A 21,773-nucleotide genomic window follows, 5' to 3' on the forward strand; every position below is an offset into this window, starting at 1 on the left:
TAGATGTCAATTAATTTGCCAAACTGGCAGACTCGGGACTTACCCGGTCCGGATCGCCGTTCCGGGCACTTGCGTAAATCACCCGGCCTTGTTGGAATTAACCGACACCACGGCATTTCAAGCCTTGTTAAGGTGCGCGCCGCTTCACAGGAGTACCGCCATGCAACGCCTCTGGGACATCTCTCCCCTGGTGGCCCCCGACGCGCCGATCTTCCCCGGCGACGAGCCCTTTTCGCTGAGCTGGACCGCCCGGCTCTCGCCCGGCTGCCCGGTGAATCTCAGCGCGATCACGATGTCGCCGCATGTCGGCGCCCATGCCGATGCGCCGCTGCATTACGCCAACGACGCGCCCAGCGCCGCCGAGGTGGATCTCGACGCCTACCTCGGCCCCTGCCGCGTGATCCATGCCATCGATTGCGGCCCGCTGATCCGCATCGAGCATCTGCGGCATGCGGCCGCCGACCTGCCGCCGCGCGTGCTGGTGCGCTGCATGCAAAAGGCCGATACGGCCTGGAACCCCGAGTTCAGCGCCTATGCGCCCGAGACCGTCGAATGGCTGGCCGCCCAGGGCGTCCGGCTGATCGGCCTGGACACGCCCTCGGTCGACCCGGCCAGCAGCAAGCTACTTCCCAGCCATCAGCAGCTCTTGCGCCTGAACCTGCGCGTGCTGGAGAACCTGGTGCTGGACGAGGTGCCCGAGGGCGACTTCGAATTGATCGCGCTGCCGCTGAAGCTGGCCGGTGCCTGTGCATCCCCGGTGCGCGCGGTGTTGCGCACCCTTTGATGGAGTGACGATGAAGACAAGAGACGATGCGCTTGCGCGCGATGCGGCCGACCCGCTGCGCGGCTTGAAGGACCAGTTCGATCTGCCGCCCGGCGTGATCTATCTGGACGGCAATTCGCTGGGCGTTGCCCCAAAGGCGACCGCCGCGCGGGTACAGGAGGTGGTGACCCGGGAATGGGGCCGCGACCTGATCAAGGCCTGGAACACCGCCGACTGGATGCACCTGCCCGAACGCGTCGGCGACAAGATCGCCCGTCTGGTCGGCGCCGCGCCGGGCGAGCTGGTGGTGGCGGACTCGACCTCGCTGAACCTCTACAAGGTGCTGGCCGCGGCGATCCGCATCACGCAGACCGACGCGCCCCAGCGCAAGCTGGTGGTCTCGGAGCGCAGCAACTTCCCGACCGACCTCTACATCGCCGAGAGCCTGTGCAACCAGCATGGCTACACGCTGAAGCTGGTCGACAGCGTCGACGAGATCCCCGGCATCCTGAACGCCGATCTGGCCGTGCTGATGCTGACCGAGGTCAACTACCGCACCGGCTACAAGCACGACATGGCCGCGCTGACCGCCGCGGCCCAGGCCGCCGGCGCGCTGACGGTCTGGGACCTGGCCCATTCGGCCGGAGCCATTCCCGTCGACCTGAAGGGCGCAAATGCCGACTTCGCGATCGGCTGCGGCTACAAGTACCTGAACGGCGGCCCCGGCGCCCCGGCCTTCGTCTGGGTGCACCCGCGCCATACCGACCGCTTCTGGCAGCCGCTGTCGGGCTGGATGGGCCATGCCGCGCCCTTCGAGTTCACGCCCGGCTACCAGCCCGCGCCCGGCATTCGCCGCTATGTCTGCGGCACGCCCTCGGTGATCGGCGCCTCGGCGCTGGAATGCGGCGTCGACACGGTGCTGGCGGCCGAGCCCTTGGGCGGCATGGCGGCACTGCGCGAGAAGTCGCTGGCGCTGACCGAGGCCTTCGCGGCCCTGGCGGAGGAACGCTGCGGCGAGTTCGGTGTCTACGCCGTGTCGCCGCGCAATCCGGCGCGGCGCGGCAGCCAGGTCTGCCTGGCGCTGAAGGCCCCGCTGCATGAGACGGCCGGCTATGCGGTGGTGCAGGCCCTGATCGCGCGCGGCGTGATCGGCGACTTCCGCGCCGGCGACCCGGCGCGGCTGGAGGCCGTCCCCCACATCCTGCGCTTCGGCTTCACGCCGCTGTACATCGGCTTCGCCGATGTCTGGGACGCGGTCGAGCATCTGCACCAGGTGCTGGCCAGCGGCGAGTGGCGCGAGGCACGTTTCAACGCAAAGGCTGCAGTGACATGAGTTGCCCGATCCATCACACCGAAAACGTCGTCAAGGACGCCGCGGACGCCGGGCCGCCCCAAGGCAGCGGCTGCCCCCTCGGGGGGCAGGAGCGCAGCGACGCGGGGGCCTCATTCCATGGCGCCCAGCTCGACTTCTCCAAGGACATGAGCTACGGCGACTACCTGCACCTGGACCAGGTGCTCTCCGCCCAGCATCCGCTCTCGCCCGAGCACAACGAGATGCTCTTCATCGTGCAGCACCAGACCTCGGAGCTGTGGATGAAGCTGATGCTGCACGAGCTGCATGCGGCCGTCGCCAACGTCGCGGCGGACCGCCTGCCCGAGGCCTTCAAGATGCTGGCCCGCGTCTCGCGCATCATGGAGCAACTGGTCCATGCATGGGACGTGCTGGGCACGATGACCCCGCCCGAGTACAGCGCGATCCGGCCCTATCTGTCCAACAGCAGCGGCTTCCAGAGCGCGCAGTACCGACGCATCGAGTTCATGCTGGGCAACAAGAACGCCGCGATGCTCAAGCCCCATGCGCACCGGCCCGATCTGCTGGCCGAGGTGCAGGCGGCCTATGAGGCGCCCTCGCTCTACGACGAGGTGCTGCGCCTGATGACGCGCCGCGGCATCCAGGTGCCCGACAGCCATACCCAGCGCGACTGGACCCAGCCCTACGCCGCCGACGAGGGCGTCAAGGCCGCCTGGTTGCAGGTCTACCGCGCGCCGCGCGAGCACTGGGACCTGTACCAGATGGGCGAGGAGCTGGTCGACCTGGAGGACGCCTTCCGGCTCTGGCGCTTCCGCCATGTGACGACGGTGGAACGCGTGATCGGCTTCAAGCGCGGCACCGGCGGCACCGGCGGCGTCAGCTATCTGCGCAAGATGCTGGATGTGGTGCTGTTCCCGGAGCTCTGGGCGCTGCGCACCGAGCTTTAACTAGAATCCGGGTTCTGCCTACAACGGCGCTCACGAGGCGCCACGCCCGGAGACTTCCATGGACACCCGCAGCTCCCCCATCACCCTGCGCATCGAGCGCGTGCGCGACGCGCTGAAGAGCCAGGGGGCCCATGCCGCCCTGGTGCCCTCGGCGGATCCGCATCTGTCGGAATACCTGCCGGAGCGCTGGCAGGGCCGCGAATGGCTGTCGGGCTTCACCGGGTCGATGGGCACCCTGGTCGTCACCCTGGAGCGCGCCGCGCTGTTCGCCGATGGCCGCTACTGGGCCCAGGCCGAGCGCGAGTTGTCCGGCACCGGCATTGACCTGGTCAAGATCCCGACCGGCGCCGCCACCCATTACATCGACTGGATCGCCGAGCAGCTCCAGCCCGGCCAGGCGCTGGCGGTCGACGGACAGGTGCTGGGCCTGGCCCTGGCCCAGCAGCTGCGCGCCGCGATGGACAAGGCCGGCATCCGCCTGCGCACCGAGATCGATGTGGTCGAGTCCGCCTGGGAGGGCCGCCCGGGCCTGCCCGCCGCCGCGATCTATGAGCACCTGCCGCCGCAGGCCGCGGTGAGCCGCGCCGACAAGCTGGCCCAGGTGCGCGCCGGCATGGCCGCTGTCAATGGTGGCAAGGGCGCCAGCCACCATTTCATCTCCACCGTCGACGACGTGGCCTGGTTGCTGAACCTGCGCGGTGCCGACGTCGACTACAACCCGGTCTTCCTGGCCCATCTGCTGCTGGACGCCCAGGGCGGCACCCTGTTCGTCGGCGCCGGCAAGGTGCCAGCCGAGGTCGAGGCCCGCCTGGCCGCCGACGGCATCCGGCTGGCCGTCTATGCCGACGCACCCCGGGCCCTGGCCGCGCTGCCGGCCGGCGCCACCCTGCTGGTCGACCCCAAGCGCGTGACCCTGGGCCTGCGCGAGGCCGTGCCGGCCACGGTCGCAGTGGTCGAGGCGATCAATCCCTCGACCCTGGCCAAGAGCCGCAAGACCGCCGCCGAGGCCGCCTTCGTGCGCGAAGCGATGGCGCAGGACGGCGCCGCGATGTGCGAGTTCTACGCCTGGTTCGAGGCCGCACTGGCCGCCGGCGAGCGCATCACCGAGATCACGATCGACGAAAAGCTGACCGCCGCCCGTGCCAAGCGTCCGGGATTCAAGGGCCTGAGCTTTCCGACCATCGCCGGCTTCAATGGCAATGGCGCGATGCCGCATTACCGCGCGACGCCCGAGCTGCATGCCGAGATCAAGGGCGACGGCCTGCTGCTGATCGATTCCGGCGCCCAGTACCTGGGCGGCACCACCGACATCACCCGCGTCTGGCCGATCGGCACCGTCAGCGCCGCCCACAAGCGCGACTACACCCTGGTGCTGAAGGGCATGATCAACCTGAGCCGCGCCGTGTTCCCGCGCGGCACCCTGAGCCCGATGCTGGACGCGCTGGCGCGCGTGCCGCTGTGGCGCCATGGTCTGGACTACGGCCATGGCACCGGCCATGGCGTCGGCTACTTCATCAACGTCCACGAGGGCCCGCAGAGCATCTCCAAGGCGGTGCCGGACGCGAACATGGCGATGGAGCCGGGCATGATCACCTCCAACGAGCCGGGCCTCTACCGTCCCGGCCAATGGGGCGTGCGCATCGAGAACCTGGTGCTGAATGTCGCGTTCGAGAGCCCGGAACAAGACCAGTTCGGCGCGATGCTGGCCTTCGAGACCCTGACCCTGTGCCCGATCGACACCCGCTGCATCGACGTGGCGCTGCTCGGCGCCGAGGATCTGGCCTGGCTGAACGAGTACCACGCCGAGGTGCGCCGCCGCCTGGCGCCGCTGCTGAGCGGTGCCGCGCTGGACTGGCTGAACCTGCGCACCACGGCGCTGGCCGCCTGAGCCGGCGACGAAACGCGGAAAAAGCCGCACCAAGCGCGGCTTGAGCCGGTCGGGGCGGCTGGAAGCCGCCGCGCGCGCCACCTAGACTTTGATCATCGGGGACGGTCCATCTGACGTTCGCCGGCCCCGATGACGAGCGCTTGGAGGTGCATCATGAGCAGGCTCAGCAGCTGGCACGAGTTCACGCATCGCAACCGCGAAGGCGAAAGCAGCCCGCGCCGTTTCATTCACCGCTTCTCGGACAGCGGATTGCATACCACCTTGATGGTGGCCGTGATCGCGTTGGTCGCCCTGGCCCTGGTGAAGGCCGTCAGCGTCGGTGTTGCCGTCTGGCAGCTCGACACCGTGGTCGTGCAAGGCCAGGCCAAACGCTGACACGTAACAGCGAGGACTTCCCCCCTCTCCTCGCCGACGACTACATCTGCCGGAACAGGTGCAGGTAACTGCGGCTGACCGGCAGCACCTCGGGGCGGCCGCGCAGGTGCAGGTCAGCCGTCTCGTTGGGCCCGCGGTTCACATGGCTGATCGCATGCAGGCTCACCACCACCGAGCGGTGCACCTGCGCGAAGGCCTGCGGGTCCAGTTGCTCGATCAGCTCGCGGATCGGCGTGCGGATCAGGGCCTCACCCTCCTGCCACACCACCAGGGTGTATTTCTCGTCGGAACGCATGAAGATGATCTGGTCCACCGGGATCAGCTTCAGGGTCGAGCCGACCGAGGCGCGCAGCCATTGCAGATAGGCCGGCTGGGCCGGCGCCGCGGCCGGCGGCGCGCGCAGCCGCTCGCTCAGCTGGGCCAGCGCGGCTTCCACCGCGGCCTCCAGCGCCGCATTGCCGCCGCCGGGCGGCGTGAGCCGCAGGCGCTCCTGCAGGCGCTGCACCGTGTCCGCCAGCCGCGCCGGCTCGACCGGCTTGACCAGATAGTCCAGCGCCCCCTGCTCGAAGGCCTGCACCGCGTACTGCTCATAGGCGGTCACAAAGACCAGCTGGGCGCGCCGCGCCATCGCGCGCGCCGCCTCCACCCCGCTCAGGCCTGGCATGTGCACATCCAGGAACACGATCTGCGGCTGCAGGCGCTCGAACAGCTCAACCGCCTCGCGCCCGTTGCGCGCCTGAGCCACCACCTGCAGCTCCGGCCAGGCCTTGGCCAGCGCACGGGCCAGGCTGTCGCGCAGCAGCGGTTCGTCGTCGGCGATCAGGGCGGTAGGGATTGCAAGAGTCATGGCTGGAATTCGATCTCGGCCCGCAGGCCATGCGGGCGATTCTCGGTCAGGTCCAGGCGCGCCGAGGCGCCGTAGATCACCTGCAGACGTTCGCGCAGGTTCAAAAGCCCGGTGCCCGAGGAACCGGTCGACTGGCCCAGCCCGACGCCGGTGTCGCTGACCCACAGCCGCACCGGCCCGGCCGGGTCGGCGCGACCACCCGAGACCTCGATCACGCCGCCCTCCTCGCTCGGGTCGATGCCATGGCGCACCGCGTTCTCGACCAGGGTCAGCAGGGCCATCGGCGGAAAGCGCAGGCCCTGCAGCTCGGCCGGCACCGCGATGCGATAGGCCAGCCGGTCCGGCATGCGCAGATGCATCAGCTCCAGATAGGCGCGCACCAGGCCCAGCTCGTCGCCGACGCTGGCGGCCTGGTCCTGCAGGCGCGGCATCGCGGCGCGCAGATAGGCGATCAGGCTGGACAGCACCGGCGCCGCCTGTGGCGAGCCGGTCTCGACCAGGGCGCGCACATTGGCCAGGGTGTTGAACAGGAAATGCGGCTCGACCTGGGCCTGTAGCACGCGCAGTCGCGCGTCCAGCGCACGCCGCTCCAGCTCGCTGCGCTCCAGCTCGAAGTGCAGGGCCTGGCTGCGCGCCTCCGCGTCGCGCTGGCGGTACAGCGCGCCCATCGCCAGCAGCGGGCCGATCAGGAGGCCGGAGCCGGCGATCCAGAGAAAGCCGAGCAGGCGCCCCTCGCTGCGCAGCAGGCTGCCGATGTCGCCACCCACCGAGACCAGATAAACCAGCAGGGTCGCCGCCGGCACCGCCAGCGCCACCACCAGCACCTGGCTCAGCCAGCGCGCCAGCCAGCGCGGCAGGCGCCGCGGCCATTGGCCGGCCGCCGCGAAGGCCAGCAGGGTCAAGAGGGCCACGAACATCGTGCGACCCAGCAGCACCGGGATCGGGGTGATGAAGATCGGCGCCAGCAGCAGCGCTGCCAGGGTCGCCAGCCCCAGCGCCACACCAACCCGCCACGGGCTCAGCGAAGCGACGAAAGCCAGCCAGGCCTGCCGCTGGCTGGGCAGGACGGGAGACGGAGTAACCTGCGGGAACATGGCCGGCACGATAGCCGGCCGGCGGGTCAGCACCAAGCGCCCGGTGCGCTTGGCGCGACGAATGACGGAATCGCGGCCCCCAGCGGCGGCCGCGGCGCGCTCAGGCCGCGCGCCCTCCGCACATCACGACATCGCGCCCGGCGTTGATCGCGAAGCGCAGCGCGTCGGCCGGTGAGGCCCAGCCATAGCCACCGGCCAGGTTCTCGTCGCGAAAGGCCTCCTGGCGTGGCAGGCTGCCGCCCTTCACCCGCATCACCACCACGGCCGCGACATAGCCAAAACTGCGCGGCCGCTCGATCGCGCCGGCATAGATGCGGTAATCCCCCGCGTCGATTTCCTCGAAATGCATGCTGCCTCTCCTTCGCGGCGCCCCTCGCCGCTTGCACAGGAGCAACTATCGGCGCCGGCGCCCCGCGGCGCTATGCAACCGATGGGGGCCCTCCATTGGGGGAGGGAGAACCCGCATCTCGCACCAGGCCCGGCGGCGCGTCGCTCTGGTCCTTCAGCGCCACGCCGCTGGCGCCCAGGCGCCGTGCCGCGCGCAGCAGCCACAGCAGCTTGCGCGCCGCCTCCTCGGGCGCCAGGCCATCGGCGCGCACATTCGAGATGCAGTTGCGCTCGGCATCGCTGCGGCCGACGCGCGGCCCCAGGGTCAGGTACAGGCCCAGGCTGTCCGGCGAGCTCAGGCCCGGCCGCTCGCCGATCAGCATCACGACCGCGCGAGCGCCCAGGCGCTCGCCGATCTCGTCGCCCAGCGCAACCCGGGCCTGGCGCCCGATCACCACCGGCCCCAGGCGCAGCTCCTCGCCCATGCGTTCGCGCAGCGCCCGCAGCAGCGCGACGCCGTAGCGCTGCACGCCCAGGGCCGAGAGCCCGTCGGCCAGCACCGGCAGCAGATCGATGTCGCCCTCGAGCGGCGCCAGCGCCTGCCCGGCCGCCAGCCGCCGCCCCAGATCGGGACGCATCAAGTAGCTCGCGCGGTCCGGTGCGGCGCTGTGCAGCTCCAGCACCTGCTCGAAGCCGGCCTGCGCCAGCTCGGCGCGCAGCGCCACGACGTCCAGCGGCAGCAGCACCGCGTCGCGCGCCAGCGCATGGTCGACGCCGAAGGCCAGCAGCTCGGCGCTGCGCTGGCCGTTGCCGCTGCGCCCCTGGGCGATGCGGGCGCGGGTCAGCGCGCGCAGGTCCGACCAGGCGGCGTCGCTATGGGCCGGCAGCAAGGGTCGGCTCATGACAGCAGCCTCAGCCGCGCCAGCACGGGATGACCCGCTCCCACCGGCAGCAGGCGGCCGGCCGCATCGACGATGCCCTGCCCCTGCAGCCAGGTTTCGAACTCCGGCGCGCGCCGCAGGCCCAGGGTCTCGCGCAGGTAGAGCGCATCGTGGAAGGAGGTGCTCTGGTAGTTCAGCATGATGTCGTCGGCGCCGGGCACGCCCATCACGAAGTTGATACCCGCGACGCCCAGCAGGGTCAGCAGGTTGTCCATATCGTCCTGGTCGGCCTCGGCATGGTTGGTGTAGCAGACGTCGCAGCCCATCGGCAAGCCCAGCAGCTTGCCGCAGCAATGGTCCTCCAGCCCGGCGCGCAGGATCTGCTTGCCGTCGTACAGGTATTCGGGGCCGATGAAGCCGACCACGCTGTTGACCAGCAGCGGATTGAAGGCGCGCGCCACCGCATAGGCGCGCACCTCGCAGGTCTGCTGGTCCACGCCCTGGTGGGCATTGGCTGAGAGCGCGCTGCCCTGGCCGGTCTCGAAATACATCACATGCTCGCCGCCGCGCCCTTGCGCCAGCGCCGCGGCCCGCGCCTCGCGCAGCAGGGCCAGGTCGATGCCGAAGCCGCGGTTCGCCGCCTCGGTGCCGGCGATCGACTGGAACACCAGGTCCACCGGCACGCCGCGCTGCATCAGCGCCAGGCTGTTGCCGACATGGGTCAGCACGCAGGCCTGGGTCGGGACGCCCAGCTGCTGGATCACCCGGTCCAGCAGGCGCAGCAGGTCTTCGAGCTGCTGCAGGCTGTCGCCGACCGGATTCACGCCGATCACCGCGTCGCCGGCGCCGTAGAGCAGGCCGTCGACGATGGAGGCCGCGATGCCGCGCAGATCGTCGGTCGGGTGATTCGGCTGCAGCCGCACCGCCAGCCGCCCGGGCAGGCCCAGGGTGTTGCGAAAGCACGTGACCACCGTGCATTTGCGCGCCACCGCGATCAGGTCCTGGTTGCGCATCAGCTTGGAGACCGCCGCCACCATCTCCGGCGTCAGCCCGGGCGCCAGCGCAGTGAGCGCCGCGGTGTCGGCGGCCTCGGACAGCAGCCAGTCGCGGAAGTCGCCGACCGTCAGATGCGCGACCGGCGCGAAGGCGGCGGCGTCATGGCCATCAACGATCAGGCGCGTGACCTCGTCGGTCTCATAGGGGATCAGCGCCTCGTTCAGGAAGGTCCTCAGCGGCAGCTCGGCCAGGCTCAGGCGCGCGGCCATGCGCTCGGTGGCGCTGCCGGCCGCCAGCCCGGCCAGCGCATCGCCGGAGCGCGCCGGGCCGGCCTTGGCCAGCAGCGCGCGCAGGTCCGCGAAGCGCCAGTTGATCCCGCCCAGCCCTTGTTGATAAGCCATGGCGCGAGACTAGCGAATCGCATGCCAGCGCGCCACCGCGCTGTTCAGCCCATCCGCAGCGCCATGATGCCGGCGACAATGATCAGCGTGCCGGCGGCGCGCTGCCAGCCGAAGCGCTCGCGCAGCAGCCAGGTGCCCAGCAGCGCGGCGAACAGCACCGAGGTCTCGCGCAGCGCCGCCACGGTGGCCACCGGCGCATGCATCATCGCCCACAGCGCGATGCCATAGCTGCCCAGCGAGGCCGCGGTGCCGCCGGCCGCCATCGGCCAGCGCTCGGCCACATAGGCGCGCACCTCGGCCAGGCGCGCGCGGCGCTGCCACAGCACCAGGGCCAGATAGGGCAGCCCGTCCAGCAGGAACAGCGCCGCGACATAGGAGCCCGCGCCGCCGTTGGCGCGCACGCCCAGGCCGTCCACCACCGTGTAGGCGGCGATGAAGACCGCGTTCAGCAGCGCGTAGCGGATCGCCTTGCGGCGCCGGCGCTCGTCGCCGCTGGCGGCCGAGGACAGGCCCAGCGCCAGCACGCCGGCGCAGATCGTCACCACGCCGGCCCAGGCCAGCGGCGACAGCCGCTCGCCCAGCAGCGGCGCGCTGCCCAGCGCCACCAGCAGCGGTGCGCTGCCGCGCATCAGCGGATAGGTCAGGCCCAGGTCGCCATGCTTGTAGGCGCCGGCCAGCGCGGTGTAGTAGCCGATATGGATCAGGGTCGAGGCGATCAGATAGGGCCAGGCCGCGGCGGCCGGCGGCCCGTTGAACAGCAGCAGCGGCACGGCTAGCAAGGTGCCCATGCCATGGATCAGCGCGGTGTTCAGCGCCTTGTCCGGCGCGGACTTGATCAGCGCGTTCCAGCCGGCGTGCAGCAGCGCGCCCAGCAGCACGGCCAGCAGCACCGGCAGGGTGGTGTCACCCATCAGCGCGCCGCGCCGGCCAGCGCGCAGCCGCGCGCGATCGCCAGGTAATGATCCAGCGGCGGGGTCGGCAGCGCGGGCTGCTTGGCCAGGTCGTCCCACAGGCGCAGCCGCAGCGCCTCCTGCGCATAAGGCCGGGCGATGAAGGCCGCGGCCTGCCCCGGCGTGAAGATGCCGCCCTGCAGCCGCAGGCTGCGGCGCGAATCGGCCGACAGGCTGTCGTGATAGCCGGGCCGCTCGGCGCAGAGCCAGCGCTTGGCGTCCACATGGCCGGCGATCGCCTGCAGCACCCGCGGCGGGAACAAGCCGCGCAGGAAGGGGATCAGCCGGTACTGGTGCAGGTCGTCGATGCCCCGCAGGGTCGGGGTGTCGGGCGCGGCCTCGTCCAGCAGATGGCCCAGGTCGTGCAGCAGGGCCGCGGTGATCAGCTCGGCATCGGCGCCCTCCTGCTCGGCCAGCAGGGCCGACTGCAGCGCATGCTCCAGCTGGGTGACCGGCTCGCCGCTGTAGCTGGCATGGCCGCGCGTGCGCAGCAGGGTCTCGATCTGGTCCAAGGTCAGCGCCATCGGCTCGTCCGTCAGTCGGCGCCGGCCTGCGCCAGATGCTTCCGGCGGGTGCGCTCGCGGCTGTTCATCACATGCTCGAACATCGCCGCGCCGGCCGCCTCGACATCGCCGGAGGCGATCACCTTGACGATCTGGCGATGCTCGCGCGCATAGATCGCCATCGACTCGTGGCTCAGGTTCTGGCGGCGGAACAGGGTCAGCTCCTTGGTCAGCTTGCGATAGACCGCGGTCAGCTTGGCATTGCCGGCCAGCTCCAGCAGGCGGTCGTGGAAGGCCAGGTTGGTCTCATGGAACAGCGCCGCGTCGTCGCCCTTGGCGGCCTGCTCCATGGTCTCGGCCATGCGGCGCAGCTCGCGCAGCTGCGCCGGGGTGCAGGTCTGGGCCAGCTTGCGGCCGACATACTGGTCCATCAGCGCGCGCACCTCGAAGATCTCCAGCGCCTCTTCCACCGGCACCGCGCGCACGAACACGCCGCGGTTCTTTTCGGTGCGCACCAGGCCCGCCTCCTCCAGCATGCGGAAGGCCTCGCGCACCGGTGCGCGCGATACGCCCAGTTGTTCGGCCAGCAGCTGCTCGGTCAGCTTGTCGCCGCCCTGCAGCGCGCCAGAAAGGATCTGCCCCTCGATATGCGCCTGCACCAGATTGGCGAGCGAATTGCCCTGCAGTTGTGCGATGGTCGGCTGGATCGTGCTGGCGGTGTTCATGGCGGACTCCAGTGTATAGACCCGACTACAGATTGTCGACAATCGACAACATTCAACCTACAAAAACCCTTGGCCTCGATCTTGCATTGCCTGTGTGACACGGGTTTGTCATTTGCAAAAGCCATAAACGCGGCTGTCCATTTCTGCCAAGGAGCTCAAGATGACGTTCACCAAGAAGATCATGGCCGGCCTGCTGGGCACGGCCTGCGCCACCGCCGCACTGGCGGCCGACAAGGTGCAGCTGACCGTGTACACGGCGCTGGAGACCGACCAGCTGAAGGCCTACCAGACCGCCTTCAACCAGGTGCAGCCCGATATCGAGATCAAGTGGGTGCGCGATTCGACCGGCGTGATCACCGCCAAGCTGCTGGCCGAGAAGGCCAATCCGCAGGCCGACGTGGTGTGGGGCGTGGCCGCCTCCAGCCTGGCCCTGCTGCAGAACAACGGCATGCTGGAGCCCTACGCGCCGCTGAACCTGGACGCGATCATGCCGCAGTACCGCGACAAGAAGAGCCCGCCGGCCTGGTGGGGCATGGACGTGTTCGGCGCCACCGTCTGCTTCAACACCGTCGAGGCCAAGAAGCGCAACATCCCGCTGCCGACCAGCTGGAAGGACCTGCTGAAGCCCGAGTTCAAGGGTCAGGTCGTGATGCCCAACCCGGCCTCCTCCGGCACCGGCTACTTCGACGTGGTCGCCTGGCTCAAGCTCTGGGGTGACGAGAACGGCAAGGGCGGCGGCTGGAAGTACATGGACGCGCTGCACGAGAACATCGCCCAGTACACCCATTCCGGCTCCAAGCCCTGCAATATGGCCGCGGCCGGCGAGTACGTGGCCGGCATCTCCTTCGAATACCGCGGCCATGCCAACAAGGCCAAGGGCGCGCCGATCGAGCTGGTGTTTCCGAAGGAAGGCCTGGGCTGGGACCTGGAGGCCTTCGCGATCCACAAGGGCACGAAGAAGGGCGAGGCCGCGAAGAAGCTGGCCGACTGGGCCTCGAGCAAAGACGCGATGGTGCTGTACGGCAAGAACTTCGCGATCACCGCGCAACCTGGCGTCGCGCCCAAGCTGGCCAACATCCCGGCCGACTATGAGTCGCGCCTGGTGAAGCTGGACTTCACCGAGTCCGCCAACAGCCGCGAGCGCGTGCTGACGGAATGGACCCGCCGCTACGACGGCAAGAGCGAGAAGAAGAAGTAAGAAGAGAAGAGCCCGCGATGATGAGCCTCAACAGCAACACGCCCTATCTGGAGCTGCAGGACCTGCACAAGCGCTTCGGCGCCTTCCAGGCCCTGCAGGACATCCAGTTGTCGATCCAGCGCGGCGAGTTCGTCTGCTTCCTCGGCCCCTCGGGCTGCGGCAAGACGACGCTGTTGCGCATCATCGCCGGCCTCGAGGTGCAGAGCGGCGGCCGCCTGATCCAGGATGGCCGCGACATCTCCAGCGCGCCGCCCGCCGGCCGCGACTATGGCATCGTGTTCCAGTCCTATGCGCTGTTCCCGAACCTGACGATCGCGGACAACGTGGCCTATGGCCTGAAGGGCCAGACCCGGGCCTGGCGGCGCGCCCGCGTCGAGGAGCTGCTGGACCTGGTGGGCCTGTCCGGCACCGGCGCCAAATACCCGGCCCAGATGTCCGGTGGCCAGCAGCAGCGCGTCGCGCTGGCGCGGGCGCTGGCCACGGCGCCGGGCCTGCTGCTGCTGGACGAGCCGCTGTCGGCGCTGGATGCGATCGTGCGCGTGCATCTGCGCAACGAGATCCGCGCGCTGCAGAAGAAGCTGGGTGTCACCACCATCATGGTCACGCATGACCAGGAGGAGGCGCTGTCGGTGGCGGACCGCATCGTCGTGATGAACGCCGGCCGCATTGAGCAGGTCGGCACGCCGATGCAGATCTACCGCCAGCCGGCCTCGGCCTTCGTGGCCGATTTCGTCGGCAAGGTCAACAAGCTCGCCGCGGTGGCCGAGGATGGCCACTGGGTGCGCTGCGGCGACAAGCGCTGGCTGTGCCCGCCGGCCAACGGCACCGGGTTCCGCCCCGGCGCGCCGCTGGCCCTGTACCTGCGGCCCGAGGACCGCATCTTCGAGAACCTGGCCGACGACCACCCGGGCCTGTGCCAGGGCCGGGTCGAGCATGTCGAGTTCCTGGGCAGCAACTGCCTGGCGCGCGTCGCGATCGAGGGCATGGCGGACCAGCCGGTGGACCTGCAGTTCTCCTTGAACCAGATGGACGAGTTCGGCGTCGCCGCCGGCCGGCATCTGCGCTTCGCGCTGCGCACCGACCGGCTGCGCGTGTTTGCCGCCGCGGGGGCCGCGTGAACAGTTCGAGCCACAGCCTGAACGGCAGCCGCGCCATGCCCGCCCTTAAGATCCCGGCCGCCGAGCGCTTCGCGCAGCTGGGCCTGCTGGCCATCACCGCGCTGCTGCTGGTCGGCCTGGGCGGCCCGCTCGCGGCCCTGCTTGCGCAGGCCTTCGCGCAAGGCGGCGAGGCCGGCAGCTTCGCCCATTTCGCCGCCTATCTGCGCTCGCCCGCCCTGCTGTCGAGCCTCTGGAACAGCCTGTGGGTCTCGGCTCTGGTGACCGCCCTCGTGCTGCCGCTGGCCTTCGCCTTCGCCTACGGCCTGACGCGCAGCTGCATGCCGGGCAAGGCCCTGCTGCGCAGCATCAGCCTGCTGCCGCTGCTGGCGCCCTCGCTGCTGGCCGCGATCTCGCTGATCTACTGGTTCGGCAACCAGGGCGTGGCCAAGGCCTTCTGGAACGCCCTGGGCTTCGAGAGCATCTACGGCGCCTCCGGCCTGGTGCTGGCCGAATGCTTCGCGGTGTTCCCGCATACCCTGATGATCCTGGTCACCGCGCTGAGCCTGGCCGATGCGCGGCTGTACGAGAGCGCCGACGCGCTGGGCAGCTCGGCGCTGCGCAAGTTCCTGACCATCACCCTGCCCGGCGCCAAGTACGGCCTGATCTCGGCCGCCCTGGTCACCTTCACCATGGTGATCACCGACTTCGGCGTGCCCAAGGTGGTGGGCGGCGACTTCAATGTGCTGGCCACCGATGTGTTCAAGCTGGTGATCGGCCAGCAGGACTTCCAGCGCGGTGCGGTGGTCGCGCTGCTGCTGCTGACACCGGCCGCGCTCAGCTTCGGCGTCGACCAGCTGCTGCTGCGCCGCCGCCAGACCGCGATGCTGTCGGCCCGTGCGGTGCCGCTGGTGCCGAAGCCCTCGCGCGGCTTCGATGCCCTGATGTTCGGCTATTGCACGCTGATCGCCGCGCTGATGCTGGCGATGTTCCTGATGGCGGTCTACGCCTCCTTCGTCACGCTCTGGCCCTACAACCTGAGCCTGAGCCTGAACCACTATGTCAGCGGCATCATCGACGCCGAGCTGGGCGACGCGCTGCTGAACAGCCTGAAGCTGGCCACCGGCACCGCGCTGCTGGGCCCGCTGATCGTGTTCCTGGGCGCCTATCTGCTGGAGAAAACGCGCGGCCTGGCCGCGCTGCGGCCGCTCCTGCGCCTCTTGGCCAGCCTGCCGATGGCGGTGCCGGGCCTGGTGCTGGGCCTGGGCTACATCTTCTTCTTCAACGCGCCGGCCAATCCGCTGCACTTCATGTACCAGAGCGGCGCGCTGCTGGTGCTGTGCACCGTGGTGCATTTCTACACCACCGGCCATCTGACGATGGTGACCGCACTGAAGGCGATCGATGCCGAGTTCGAGGCGGTCTCGGCCTCACTGAAGGTGCCCTTCTACAAGACCCTGTGGCGCGTCACCCTGCCGATCTGCCTGCCGACCCTGATCGACGTCTCGCGCTACTTCTTCGTCAACGCGATGACGACGATCTCGGCCGTGGTCTTTCTCTATTCGCCCGACATGCGCCTGGCCTCGGTGGCGATCCTGAACCTGGACGAGGCCGGCGAGATCGGCCCGGCCACCGCGATGGCGGTGCTGATCGTCGCCGTTTCCGCCGGCGTCAACTGCCTCTACCTGCTGCTAGGCCGCTGGGCTCAGGCCCGCACCCAGGCCTGGCGCCAGCGCTGAGCCCTGCCTGAGCCTTTTCTTCTCCCCGCCCATTTCCCTCACGACAGATCGACGATGGATCGAGACCACCTCCTTTTGACCCCCGGCCCGCTGACCACCACCCAACGCACCAAGCTCGCGATGCTGAAGGACTGGGGCTCCTGGGACGCCGACTTCAATGCGCTGACCGCGCGCCTGCGCACCGGCCTGCTGGACGTGATCCAGGGCGCCGACAGCCATGTGGTCGTACCGCTGCAGGGCAGCGGCACCTTCAGCGTCGAGGCCGCGGTGGCCACCGTGGTGCCGCGCGACGGCCATCTGCTGGTGCTGGACAACGGCGCCTATTGCAAGCGCCTGGGCAAGCTGGCCACCCTGATGGGCCGCCGCACCACCATCGCGACCCGGCCCGAGGACCAGCCGGTCTCCGCCGCCGAGCTGGAGCGGCTGCTGGGCGAAGACCCGAGCATCACCCATGTCGGCCTGATCCATTGCGAGACCGGCACGGGCATCGTCAACCCGCTGGCCGAGGTCGCCGCGGTCTGTGAGCGCCTGGGCCGAGGCCTGATCATCGACGCGATGAGCAGCTTCGGCGCGTTGCCCATCGATGCGCGCGCGCTGCGCTTCGACGCGCTGATCGCCGCCAGCGGCAAATGCCTGGAGGGCGTGCCGGGCATGGGCTTCGTCTTCATCCGCAAGGCCATCCTGGACGGCTGCGCCGGGAACAGCCATTCGCTGGCGATGGACCTGCACGACCAGCATGCCTATATGGAGCGCACCGGCCAATGGCGCTTCACCCCGCCCACCCATGTGGTCGCAGCGCTGGCCGAGGCGCTGGTCCAGTTCCAGGAGGAAGGCGGCCAGCCGGCGCGGCTGGCGCGCTACCAGGCCAACCAGCGCCTGCTGGTCGAGGGCCTGGCCGCGCTGGGCTTGAAGACCTTCCTCGCGCCCGGGCTGCTGTCGCCGATCATCGTCACCTTCCTCGCGCCCGAGCATGCGCGCTACGACTTCAAGACCTTCTACGCCAGCGCCAAGGCCCAGGGCTTCCTGCTCTATCCCGGCAAGCTGACCGAGGTCGAGACCTTCCGCATCGGCTGCATCGGCGCCATCGGCGCCCAGGAGATGCAGCAGGCGGTCGACGCGGTGGGCCGCGCGCTGCGCGGCATGGGCATCGGCGCCTGACGGAGAAAAAACATGAACAACAGCAACACGAACAACAACCAGCTGCAGGCCGTCGTCTTCGACTGGGCCGGCACCATCCTCGACTTCGGCTCCTGCGCACCGATGGGCGCCTTCGTGCGCCTGTTCCAGCAGTTCGGCATCGAGCTGACGATCTCCCAGGCGCGCGGCCCGATGGGCATGGCCAAGTGGGACCATATCCAGGCCCTGGGCCGGCTGCCCGAGGTCGCCGCGCAATGGCAGGCCCGCCATGGCCGGCCCTTCGCGGACGCCGATGTCGACCATCTCTACGAGGTGTTCACACCGATGAACGCGGCCGTGGTGCCGGACTTCTGCGACTTCATCCCCGGCGCGTTGGACACCGTCGCGGCGCTGCGCGCGCGCGGGCTGAAGATCGGCTCCACCACCGGCTACAACCGCCCGATCATGGAGGTGGTGAGCCCGATCGCCGCGGCCGGCGGCTACCGGCCCGACAACCTGGTCTGCGCCGGCGACCTCGCGGCCGGCCGCCCCAGCCCGCTGATGATGCACCGCTGCTTCGCCGACCTGGGCGTCTGGCCGGCGCACACGGTGGTGAAGGTGGACGACACCGGCGTCGGCATTGCCGAGGGCCTGAACGCCGGCAGCTGGACCGTCGGCGTCGCGATCAGCGGCAATGCGGTCGGCCTGCCGCTGGCCGACTGGCAGGCGCTGGGTGCCGCCGAGCAGCAGGCGCTGCGCGAACGCGCCACCGCCCAGCTGCGCACCGAGGGGGCGCATTACGTGGTGGACAGCGTCGCCGAGCTGCTGCCGGTGCTGGACCTGATCGAGGCCAGGCTGGCGCGCGGCGAACGCCCCTGAGGCGGAGCCAAGGAAACGCACGATCCGAAAACCGGGCCCGCTTGATGGTCCAATGGCGCTCCCATTGACGACCTAGCGCTTCTTTCTCCCCGTGCGTTTCCTCTTGCATCGACCCGGCCAGAGCCGGGTCCTGGCAGCCTGCGCTGCCACGCTGACGATCCTCGTCGGCCTGCTTCCCGCCCCCGCCGCCGCGGATCCCGCCACTACCGCCCAGCTCCCCGCCTCCTTCGCGCGCTGCCCGGCCTTCTTCGCCGGCCAGCAGCCGCCCCAGGTGGCGCGCGCGCCGCGTCAGCGCGAGCTGTGCTTCGACGCCTTCGCGGTGCTGCACAGCGGCGACACCAAGACCCCGGTCTATGTGGCGCAACGCCTGAACAAGAAGGCCCTGGGCGGCCTGAAGCGCCAGAAGTCCGACCGCTTCTTCGCCGAGGCACGGCTGCCGCGCCCGGAGCGCGCGGAGCTGGACGACTACAAGCGCTCCGGCTATTCGCGCGGCCACCTCGCCCCCTCCGGCGACATGGCCACCGAGGAGGCGATGGCGCAGTCCTTCTCGCTGGCCAATATGGTGCCGCAGTCGATCCGCCACAACTCCGGCGCCTGGTCCAAGATCGAGCAGGACACGCGCAAATATGTGCAGCGCGCCGCCGGCGATGTCTATGTAATCACCGCACCGGTGTTCGAGCCCGGCAGCCCGCGCATCGGCTCAGGCGGCGTGCGCGTGCCGAGTCATCTGTTCAAGCTGGTCTACGACAGCCAGACCCAGCAGGCCTGGGCCCATTGGCAGGCCAACCGCGACGACGAGCAGGCCTCGCGCCCGATCGGCTATCGCGAGCTGGTGCGCCGCACCGGCGTGGAATGGCTGCCGCGGCAGGCGGTGAGCGCGGAGACGGCCGACTAGGGCCGAGTCACGATCCCCGGGGCCTCAGCGCCCCCCACTACCGCTGCAGTAGCATCGTTCCATGAGGCCAAACCCTCGCCCACCGATCCATGCCCGCCAGCCCCGCATCGACGCGAACGCCCCGCCCGAGGCGGCGCTAAAGCAGATCCTCTGCGCCTGTCTGGAGCAGGTGCAGGGCAACGCGGCCGCCATCGCCACGGGCCGGGCGGAACCGGAGCATCTGCATCAGCTGCGGATCGGGCTGCGCCGCCTGAGAAGCGCGCTGCGGCTGTTCGGCGCCTGGGCCGGCCGGCCCTTCGAGCCCTGTGATCCCGCCTTGAGGCCCTTGCTGCGCGCGCTGGGTACTCGACGCGATCACGATGTGCTGTGCGCCGACATCCTGCCGCAGCTGAGCACGCTGGGGGCACCGCCCCTGCCGCTGCCCCGGCCGCCGCCCATCGCGCGGATCCGCCGGATGCTCGACGCAGCGGCCTTCCGCGACTGGCTGCTGTCGCTGCAAACCTATGTCGATACCCCAGCCGACCCGCAGGCAGCATCGGCGCAACAAGCCACCGCCCAACTGGCCAAACGGCGCTTGGCAAAGCTGGAGAAGCGCTTGCGAAAGGAATGCCGGGTCTACGCAGCAGCCGACGAGGCGCACCGCCACCGTCTGCGCAAGCGGCTCAAGCGACTGCGCTACGGCATCGAGCTGGCCAGCGATCTCTTGCCGAGCAGCAAGCGTGAGCGGGCACTGATGCGCCTCAAGCCCCTGCAGGAGACGATGGGGCGCTACAACGATATCTGCAATGCCCGAGCCCTGCTCGAAGGGATGAGCCCTTGCGCCGGGCTCTGGTTCGCGCTGGGCTGGGCCGAGGCGCGTCGGAGCGAGCTGCTTCGCGAGGCGGAACGCTCGGTGCTGCTGTGGTCCGATAGACAGCAGAAATGAAAAGAGCCGCTTGAAGCGGCTCTTTCACGTACGGCTAAGTACTTGGAGGAGAGGGGGGGATTCGAACCCCCGAGACGTTTCCGTCCGCCTGATTTCGAGTCAGGTACATTCAACCACTCTGCCACCTCTCCGAATTCTGGTGCTCGCGTGGTTGTTTGCGAGTAGAGCCCGCTAGTATAGCCAAAAATTCTTGGCCATCAAGAATTTTCTGACGTCCGTCCCGGTCCTTGCATGCGCGGCCGGTTCAGACTTAGGCTGAGCCCAGCGTCGCGCAGACGACGCGCCCTACAGCATTCAGGGATTGACCATGACCCGCCACCCCTCGGCGGGCCGTCCCGTGGGAGTGCTGTTTCCATGAATCTACGCAATCTGAAGATCGGTGTCCGGCTGGGTGCGGGCTTCGCCACCCTGCTGCTGCTGCTGAGCATCGTGGCCGTCATGGGCGCCATCGAGGTCAGGCTGACCAACCAGCATGTGGAGTTCTTCTCCGTCAACATCGTGCCCTCGCTGAAGGTGGTCGACAAGCTGCGCAGCGGCAGCCAGGAGCTGCGCCGCTTCGAGAGTCAGCATCTGCTGGCCAGCTCCGACCAGGAGCGCCAGGAGATGGAGTCCAGCATCGCGCGCAGCCAGGCCGGGATCACCGAGAGCATGAAGGCCTACGAGGCCCTGCTCGCCGATGAGCAGGACGGCAAGAACCTGCAGGCCTACAAGGCCGCCATCACCGCCTACCAGGCCATCTGGACCCGGCTGGGCGCCCTCTCCCGCCAGGCCGCGCAGGATCCGGCCAAGATGGACGAGGCCAAGAAGCTGCTGTTCGGCGAATCGCGCCGCGCCTTCGCCGAGGTCGGCAAGACGCTGGACACCTTGTGGGACTACAACGACACCCTGACCGAGCGCGGCAGCCAGGAAGCCGCCGCGGGCTACCGCACCGCGCTGTGGCTGATGGGCGTGATGACCGTGATCGCGATCCTGGCCGGCGCCTTCTGCGCGCTGTGGATCACCCAGTCGATCACCCGGCCGATGGCCGAGGCGGTGCAGGTGGCCGACCGCATCGGCGCCGGCGACCTCAGCTCGCGCATCGAGGTGAGCAGCCGCGACGAGACCGGCCTGCTGCTGGGCGCGCTCAAGCGCATGAACGACGGTCTGATGCAGATCGTCACCCAGGTGCGCAACAGCTCCGATTCGATCGCCACCGGCTCGGCCGAGATCGCCACCGGCAATGCCGACCTGAGCCAGCGCACCGAGGAGCAGGCCAGCAATCTGCAGCAGACCGCCGCCTCGATGGAGGAGCTGACCGCCACCGTCAAGCAGAACGCCGACACCGCGCGCCAGGCCAGCCAGATGGCGCACAGCGCCTCCACCGTCGCGGCCCAGGGCGGCGAGGTGGTGGGCCAGGTGGTGGCGACGATGGAGCAGATCACCGCCTCCAGCCGCAAGATCGGCGACATCATCGGCGTGATCGACGGCATCGCCTTCCAGACCAATATCCTGGCCCTGAACGCCGCGGTCGAGGCCGCGCGCGCCGGTGAGCAGGGCCGCGGCTTCGCGGTGGTGGCCGGCGAGGTGCGCAGCCTGGCCCAGCGCAGCGCCGAGGCGGCCAAGGAGATCAAGAACCTGATCGGCGTCAGCGTCGAGAAGGTCGAGGCCGGCGCCCGGCTCTGCGACGATGCGGGCCGCACGATGGGCGACATCGTCAGCCAGGTCAAGCGCGTGACCGACCTGATCGGCGAGATCAGCGCGGCCAGCAGCGAGCAGAGCACGGGCATCGGCCAGATCGGCGACGCGGTGCAGCAGCTCGACCAGGTCACGCAGCAGAACGCCGCGCTGGTCGAGGAGTCCGCCGCCGCGGCCGAGAGCCTGAAGCATCAGGCCGCGCAGCTGGCGCAGACGGTGTCGCAGTTCAAGCTGGTCTGACGAG

The 21,773-nt window shown here is 69.5% G+C and carries 21 protein-coding genes and 1 tRNA gene; 13 read left to right on the plus strand and 9 right to left on the minus strand.

Annotated features, from left to right (window positions below; translation table 11 throughout):
- Positions 1 to 160: 160 nt before the first annotated feature.
- From kynB to G8A07_RS18000, 5 genes are all read left to right on the plus strand, one after another.
- A complete protein-coding gene (kynB, locus tag G8A07_RS17980; protein ID WP_195793375.1) occupies positions 161 to 784 on the plus strand; it encodes an arylformamidase in 624 nt (207 codons plus the stop codon).
- 10 nt (positions 785 to 794) lie between these two features.
- A complete protein-coding gene (kynU, locus tag G8A07_RS17985) occupies positions 795 to 2,096 on the plus strand; it encodes a kynureninase (RefSeq protein ID WP_195793376.1) in 1,302 nt (433 codons plus the stop codon).
- Positions 2,093 to 3,022, plus strand: coding sequence for a tryptophan 2,3-dioxygenase (gene kynA, locus G8A07_RS17990; RefSeq protein ID WP_195793377.1), 930 nt, complete (start codon positions 2,093 to 2,095; stop codon positions 3,020 to 3,022). The genes kynU and kynA overlap by 4 nt, the downstream gene beginning before the upstream one ends.
- A gap of 58 nt (positions 3,023 to 3,080) precedes the next feature.
- A complete protein-coding gene (locus G8A07_RS17995; protein ID WP_195793378.1) occupies positions 3,081 to 4,910 on the plus strand; it encodes an aminopeptidase P family protein in 1,830 nt (609 codons plus the stop codon).
- Positions 4,911 to 5,063: 153 nt separating this feature from the next.
- Entirely contained in the window at positions 5,064 to 5,285 is a 222-nt protein-coding gene (locus G8A07_RS18000; protein ID WP_195793379.1) for a hypothetical protein, read from the plus strand.
- Positions 5,286 to 5,325: 40 nt separating this feature from the next.
- Here the strand turns inward: G8A07_RS18000 and G8A07_RS18005 are convergent, their stop codons facing one another.
- The 8 genes from G8A07_RS18005 to G8A07_RS18040 all read right to left on the minus strand — a co-directional run bounded on the left by G8A07_RS18005 (position 5,326) and on the right by G8A07_RS18040 (position 12,009).
- Positions 5,326 to 6,132 carry a LytTR family DNA-binding domain-containing protein gene (locus G8A07_RS18005; RefSeq protein ID WP_195793380.1) on the minus strand — a complete coding sequence of 269 codons (807 nt, stop codon included), beginning with the start codon at positions 6,130 to 6,132 and terminating at the stop codon, positions 5,326 to 5,328.
- On the minus strand, positions 6,129 to 7,226 hold the full coding sequence (locus G8A07_RS18010; protein ID WP_195793381.1) for a sensor histidine kinase: 1,098 nt from the start codon (positions 7,224 to 7,226) through the stop codon (positions 6,129 to 6,131). The genes G8A07_RS18005 and G8A07_RS18010 overlap by 4 nt, the downstream gene beginning before the upstream one ends.
- 100 nt (positions 7,227 to 7,326) lie before the next feature.
- Positions 7,327 to 7,575, minus strand: a complete 249-nt coding sequence (locus G8A07_RS18015) for a hypothetical protein (RefSeq protein WP_195793382.1) — start codon at positions 7,573 to 7,575, stop codon at positions 7,327 to 7,329.
- 70 nt (positions 7,576 to 7,645) lie between these two features.
- Positions 7,646 to 8,455 carry an ethanolamine ammonia-lyase subunit EutC gene (eutC, locus tag G8A07_RS18020; protein WP_195793383.1) on the minus strand — a complete coding sequence of 270 codons (810 nt, stop codon included), beginning with the start codon at positions 8,453 to 8,455 and terminating at the stop codon, positions 7,646 to 7,648.
- Complete coding sequence (locus G8A07_RS18025) at positions 8,452 to 9,831, minus strand: ethanolamine ammonia-lyase subunit EutB (protein ID WP_195793384.1); 1,380 nt, start codon at positions 9,829 to 9,831, stop codon at positions 8,452 to 8,454. Before G8A07_RS18025 ends, eutC begins: the two co-directional genes overlap by 4 nt.
- 44 nt (positions 9,832 to 9,875) lie before the next feature.
- A complete protein-coding gene (locus tag G8A07_RS18030; protein ID WP_195793385.1) occupies positions 9,876 to 10,742 on the minus strand; it encodes an EamA family transporter in 867 nt (288 codons plus the stop codon).
- Entirely contained in the window at positions 10,742 to 11,305 is a 564-nt protein-coding gene (locus tag G8A07_RS18035; RefSeq protein WP_195793386.1) for a phosphonate degradation HD-domain oxygenase, read from the minus strand. Before G8A07_RS18035 ends, G8A07_RS18030 begins: the two co-directional genes overlap by 1 nt.
- Before the next feature lie 11 nt (positions 11,306 to 11,316).
- Positions 11,317 to 12,009, minus strand: coding sequence for a phosphonate utilization associated transcriptional regulator (locus G8A07_RS18040; protein ID WP_195793387.1), 693 nt, complete (start codon positions 12,007 to 12,009; stop codon positions 11,317 to 11,319).
- Between the two features lie 160 nt (positions 12,010 to 12,169).
- Between G8A07_RS18040 and G8A07_RS18045 the strand changes: the two genes are divergently transcribed.
- The 7 genes from G8A07_RS18045 to G8A07_RS18075 all read left to right on the plus strand — a co-directional run bounded on the left by G8A07_RS18045 (position 12,170) and on the right by G8A07_RS18075 (position 19,855).
- Entirely contained in the window at positions 12,170 to 13,207 is a 1,038-nt protein-coding gene (locus tag G8A07_RS18045) for a putative 2-aminoethylphosphonate ABC transporter substrate-binding protein (RefSeq protein WP_195793388.1), read from the plus strand.
- A 20-nt stretch (positions 13,208 to 13,227) separates the two neighbouring features.
- Entirely contained in the window at positions 13,228 to 14,325 is a 1,098-nt protein-coding gene (locus tag G8A07_RS18050; protein WP_213086310.1) for a putative 2-aminoethylphosphonate ABC transporter ATP-binding protein, read from the plus strand.
- A 35-nt stretch (positions 14,326 to 14,360) separates the two neighbouring features.
- The gene (locus G8A07_RS18055) at positions 14,361 to 16,040 is read left to right on the plus strand and encodes a putative 2-aminoethylphosphonate ABC transporter permease subunit (protein ID WP_195793390.1); all 1,680 of its coding nucleotides are present in this window, start codon (positions 14,361 to 14,363) and stop codon (positions 16,038 to 16,040) included.
- A 54-nt stretch (positions 16,041 to 16,094) separates the two neighbouring features.
- Complete coding sequence (locus tag G8A07_RS18060) at positions 16,095 to 17,198, plus strand: 2-aminoethylphosphonate--pyruvate transaminase (RefSeq protein ID WP_195793391.1); 1,104 nt, start codon at positions 16,095 to 16,097, stop codon at positions 17,196 to 17,198.
- 12 nt (positions 17,199 to 17,210) lie between these two features.
- Complete coding sequence (gene phnX, locus G8A07_RS18065) at positions 17,211 to 18,035, plus strand: phosphonoacetaldehyde hydrolase (protein WP_195793392.1); 825 nt, start codon at positions 17,211 to 17,213, stop codon at positions 18,033 to 18,035.
- A 157-nt stretch (positions 18,036 to 18,192) separates the two neighbouring features.
- Positions 18,193 to 18,930 (plus strand): DNA/RNA non-specific endonuclease, encoded by a 738-nt coding sequence (locus tag G8A07_RS18070; RefSeq protein ID WP_371816462.1) that lies wholly within the window; start codon positions 18,193 to 18,195, stop codon positions 18,928 to 18,930.
- 61 nt (positions 18,931 to 18,991) lie between these two features.
- Complete coding sequence (locus tag G8A07_RS18075; protein WP_195793393.1) at positions 18,992 to 19,855, plus strand: CHAD domain-containing protein; 864 nt, start codon at positions 18,992 to 18,994, stop codon at positions 19,853 to 19,855.
- Between the two features lie 43 nt (positions 19,856 to 19,898).
- Here G8A07_RS18075 and G8A07_RS18080 read toward each other — a convergent pair.
- Positions 19,899 to 19,986 (minus strand) — tRNA-Ser (locus tag G8A07_RS18080).
- A 223-nt stretch (positions 19,987 to 20,209) separates the two neighbouring features.
- Here G8A07_RS18080 and G8A07_RS18085 point away from each other — a divergent pair.
- On the plus strand, positions 20,210 to 21,769 hold the full coding sequence (locus G8A07_RS18085) for a methyl-accepting chemotaxis protein (RefSeq protein ID WP_195793394.1): 1,560 nt from the start codon (positions 20,210 to 20,212) through the stop codon (positions 21,767 to 21,769).
- Positions 21,770 to 21,773: the final 4 nt, after the last annotated feature.

The sequence above is a fragment of the Roseateles sp. DAIF2 genome (genome assembly GCF_015624425.1).
In the GTDB taxonomy this organism is placed as follows: domain Bacteria; phylum Pseudomonadota; class Gammaproteobacteria; order Burkholderiales; family Burkholderiaceae_C; genus Kinneretia.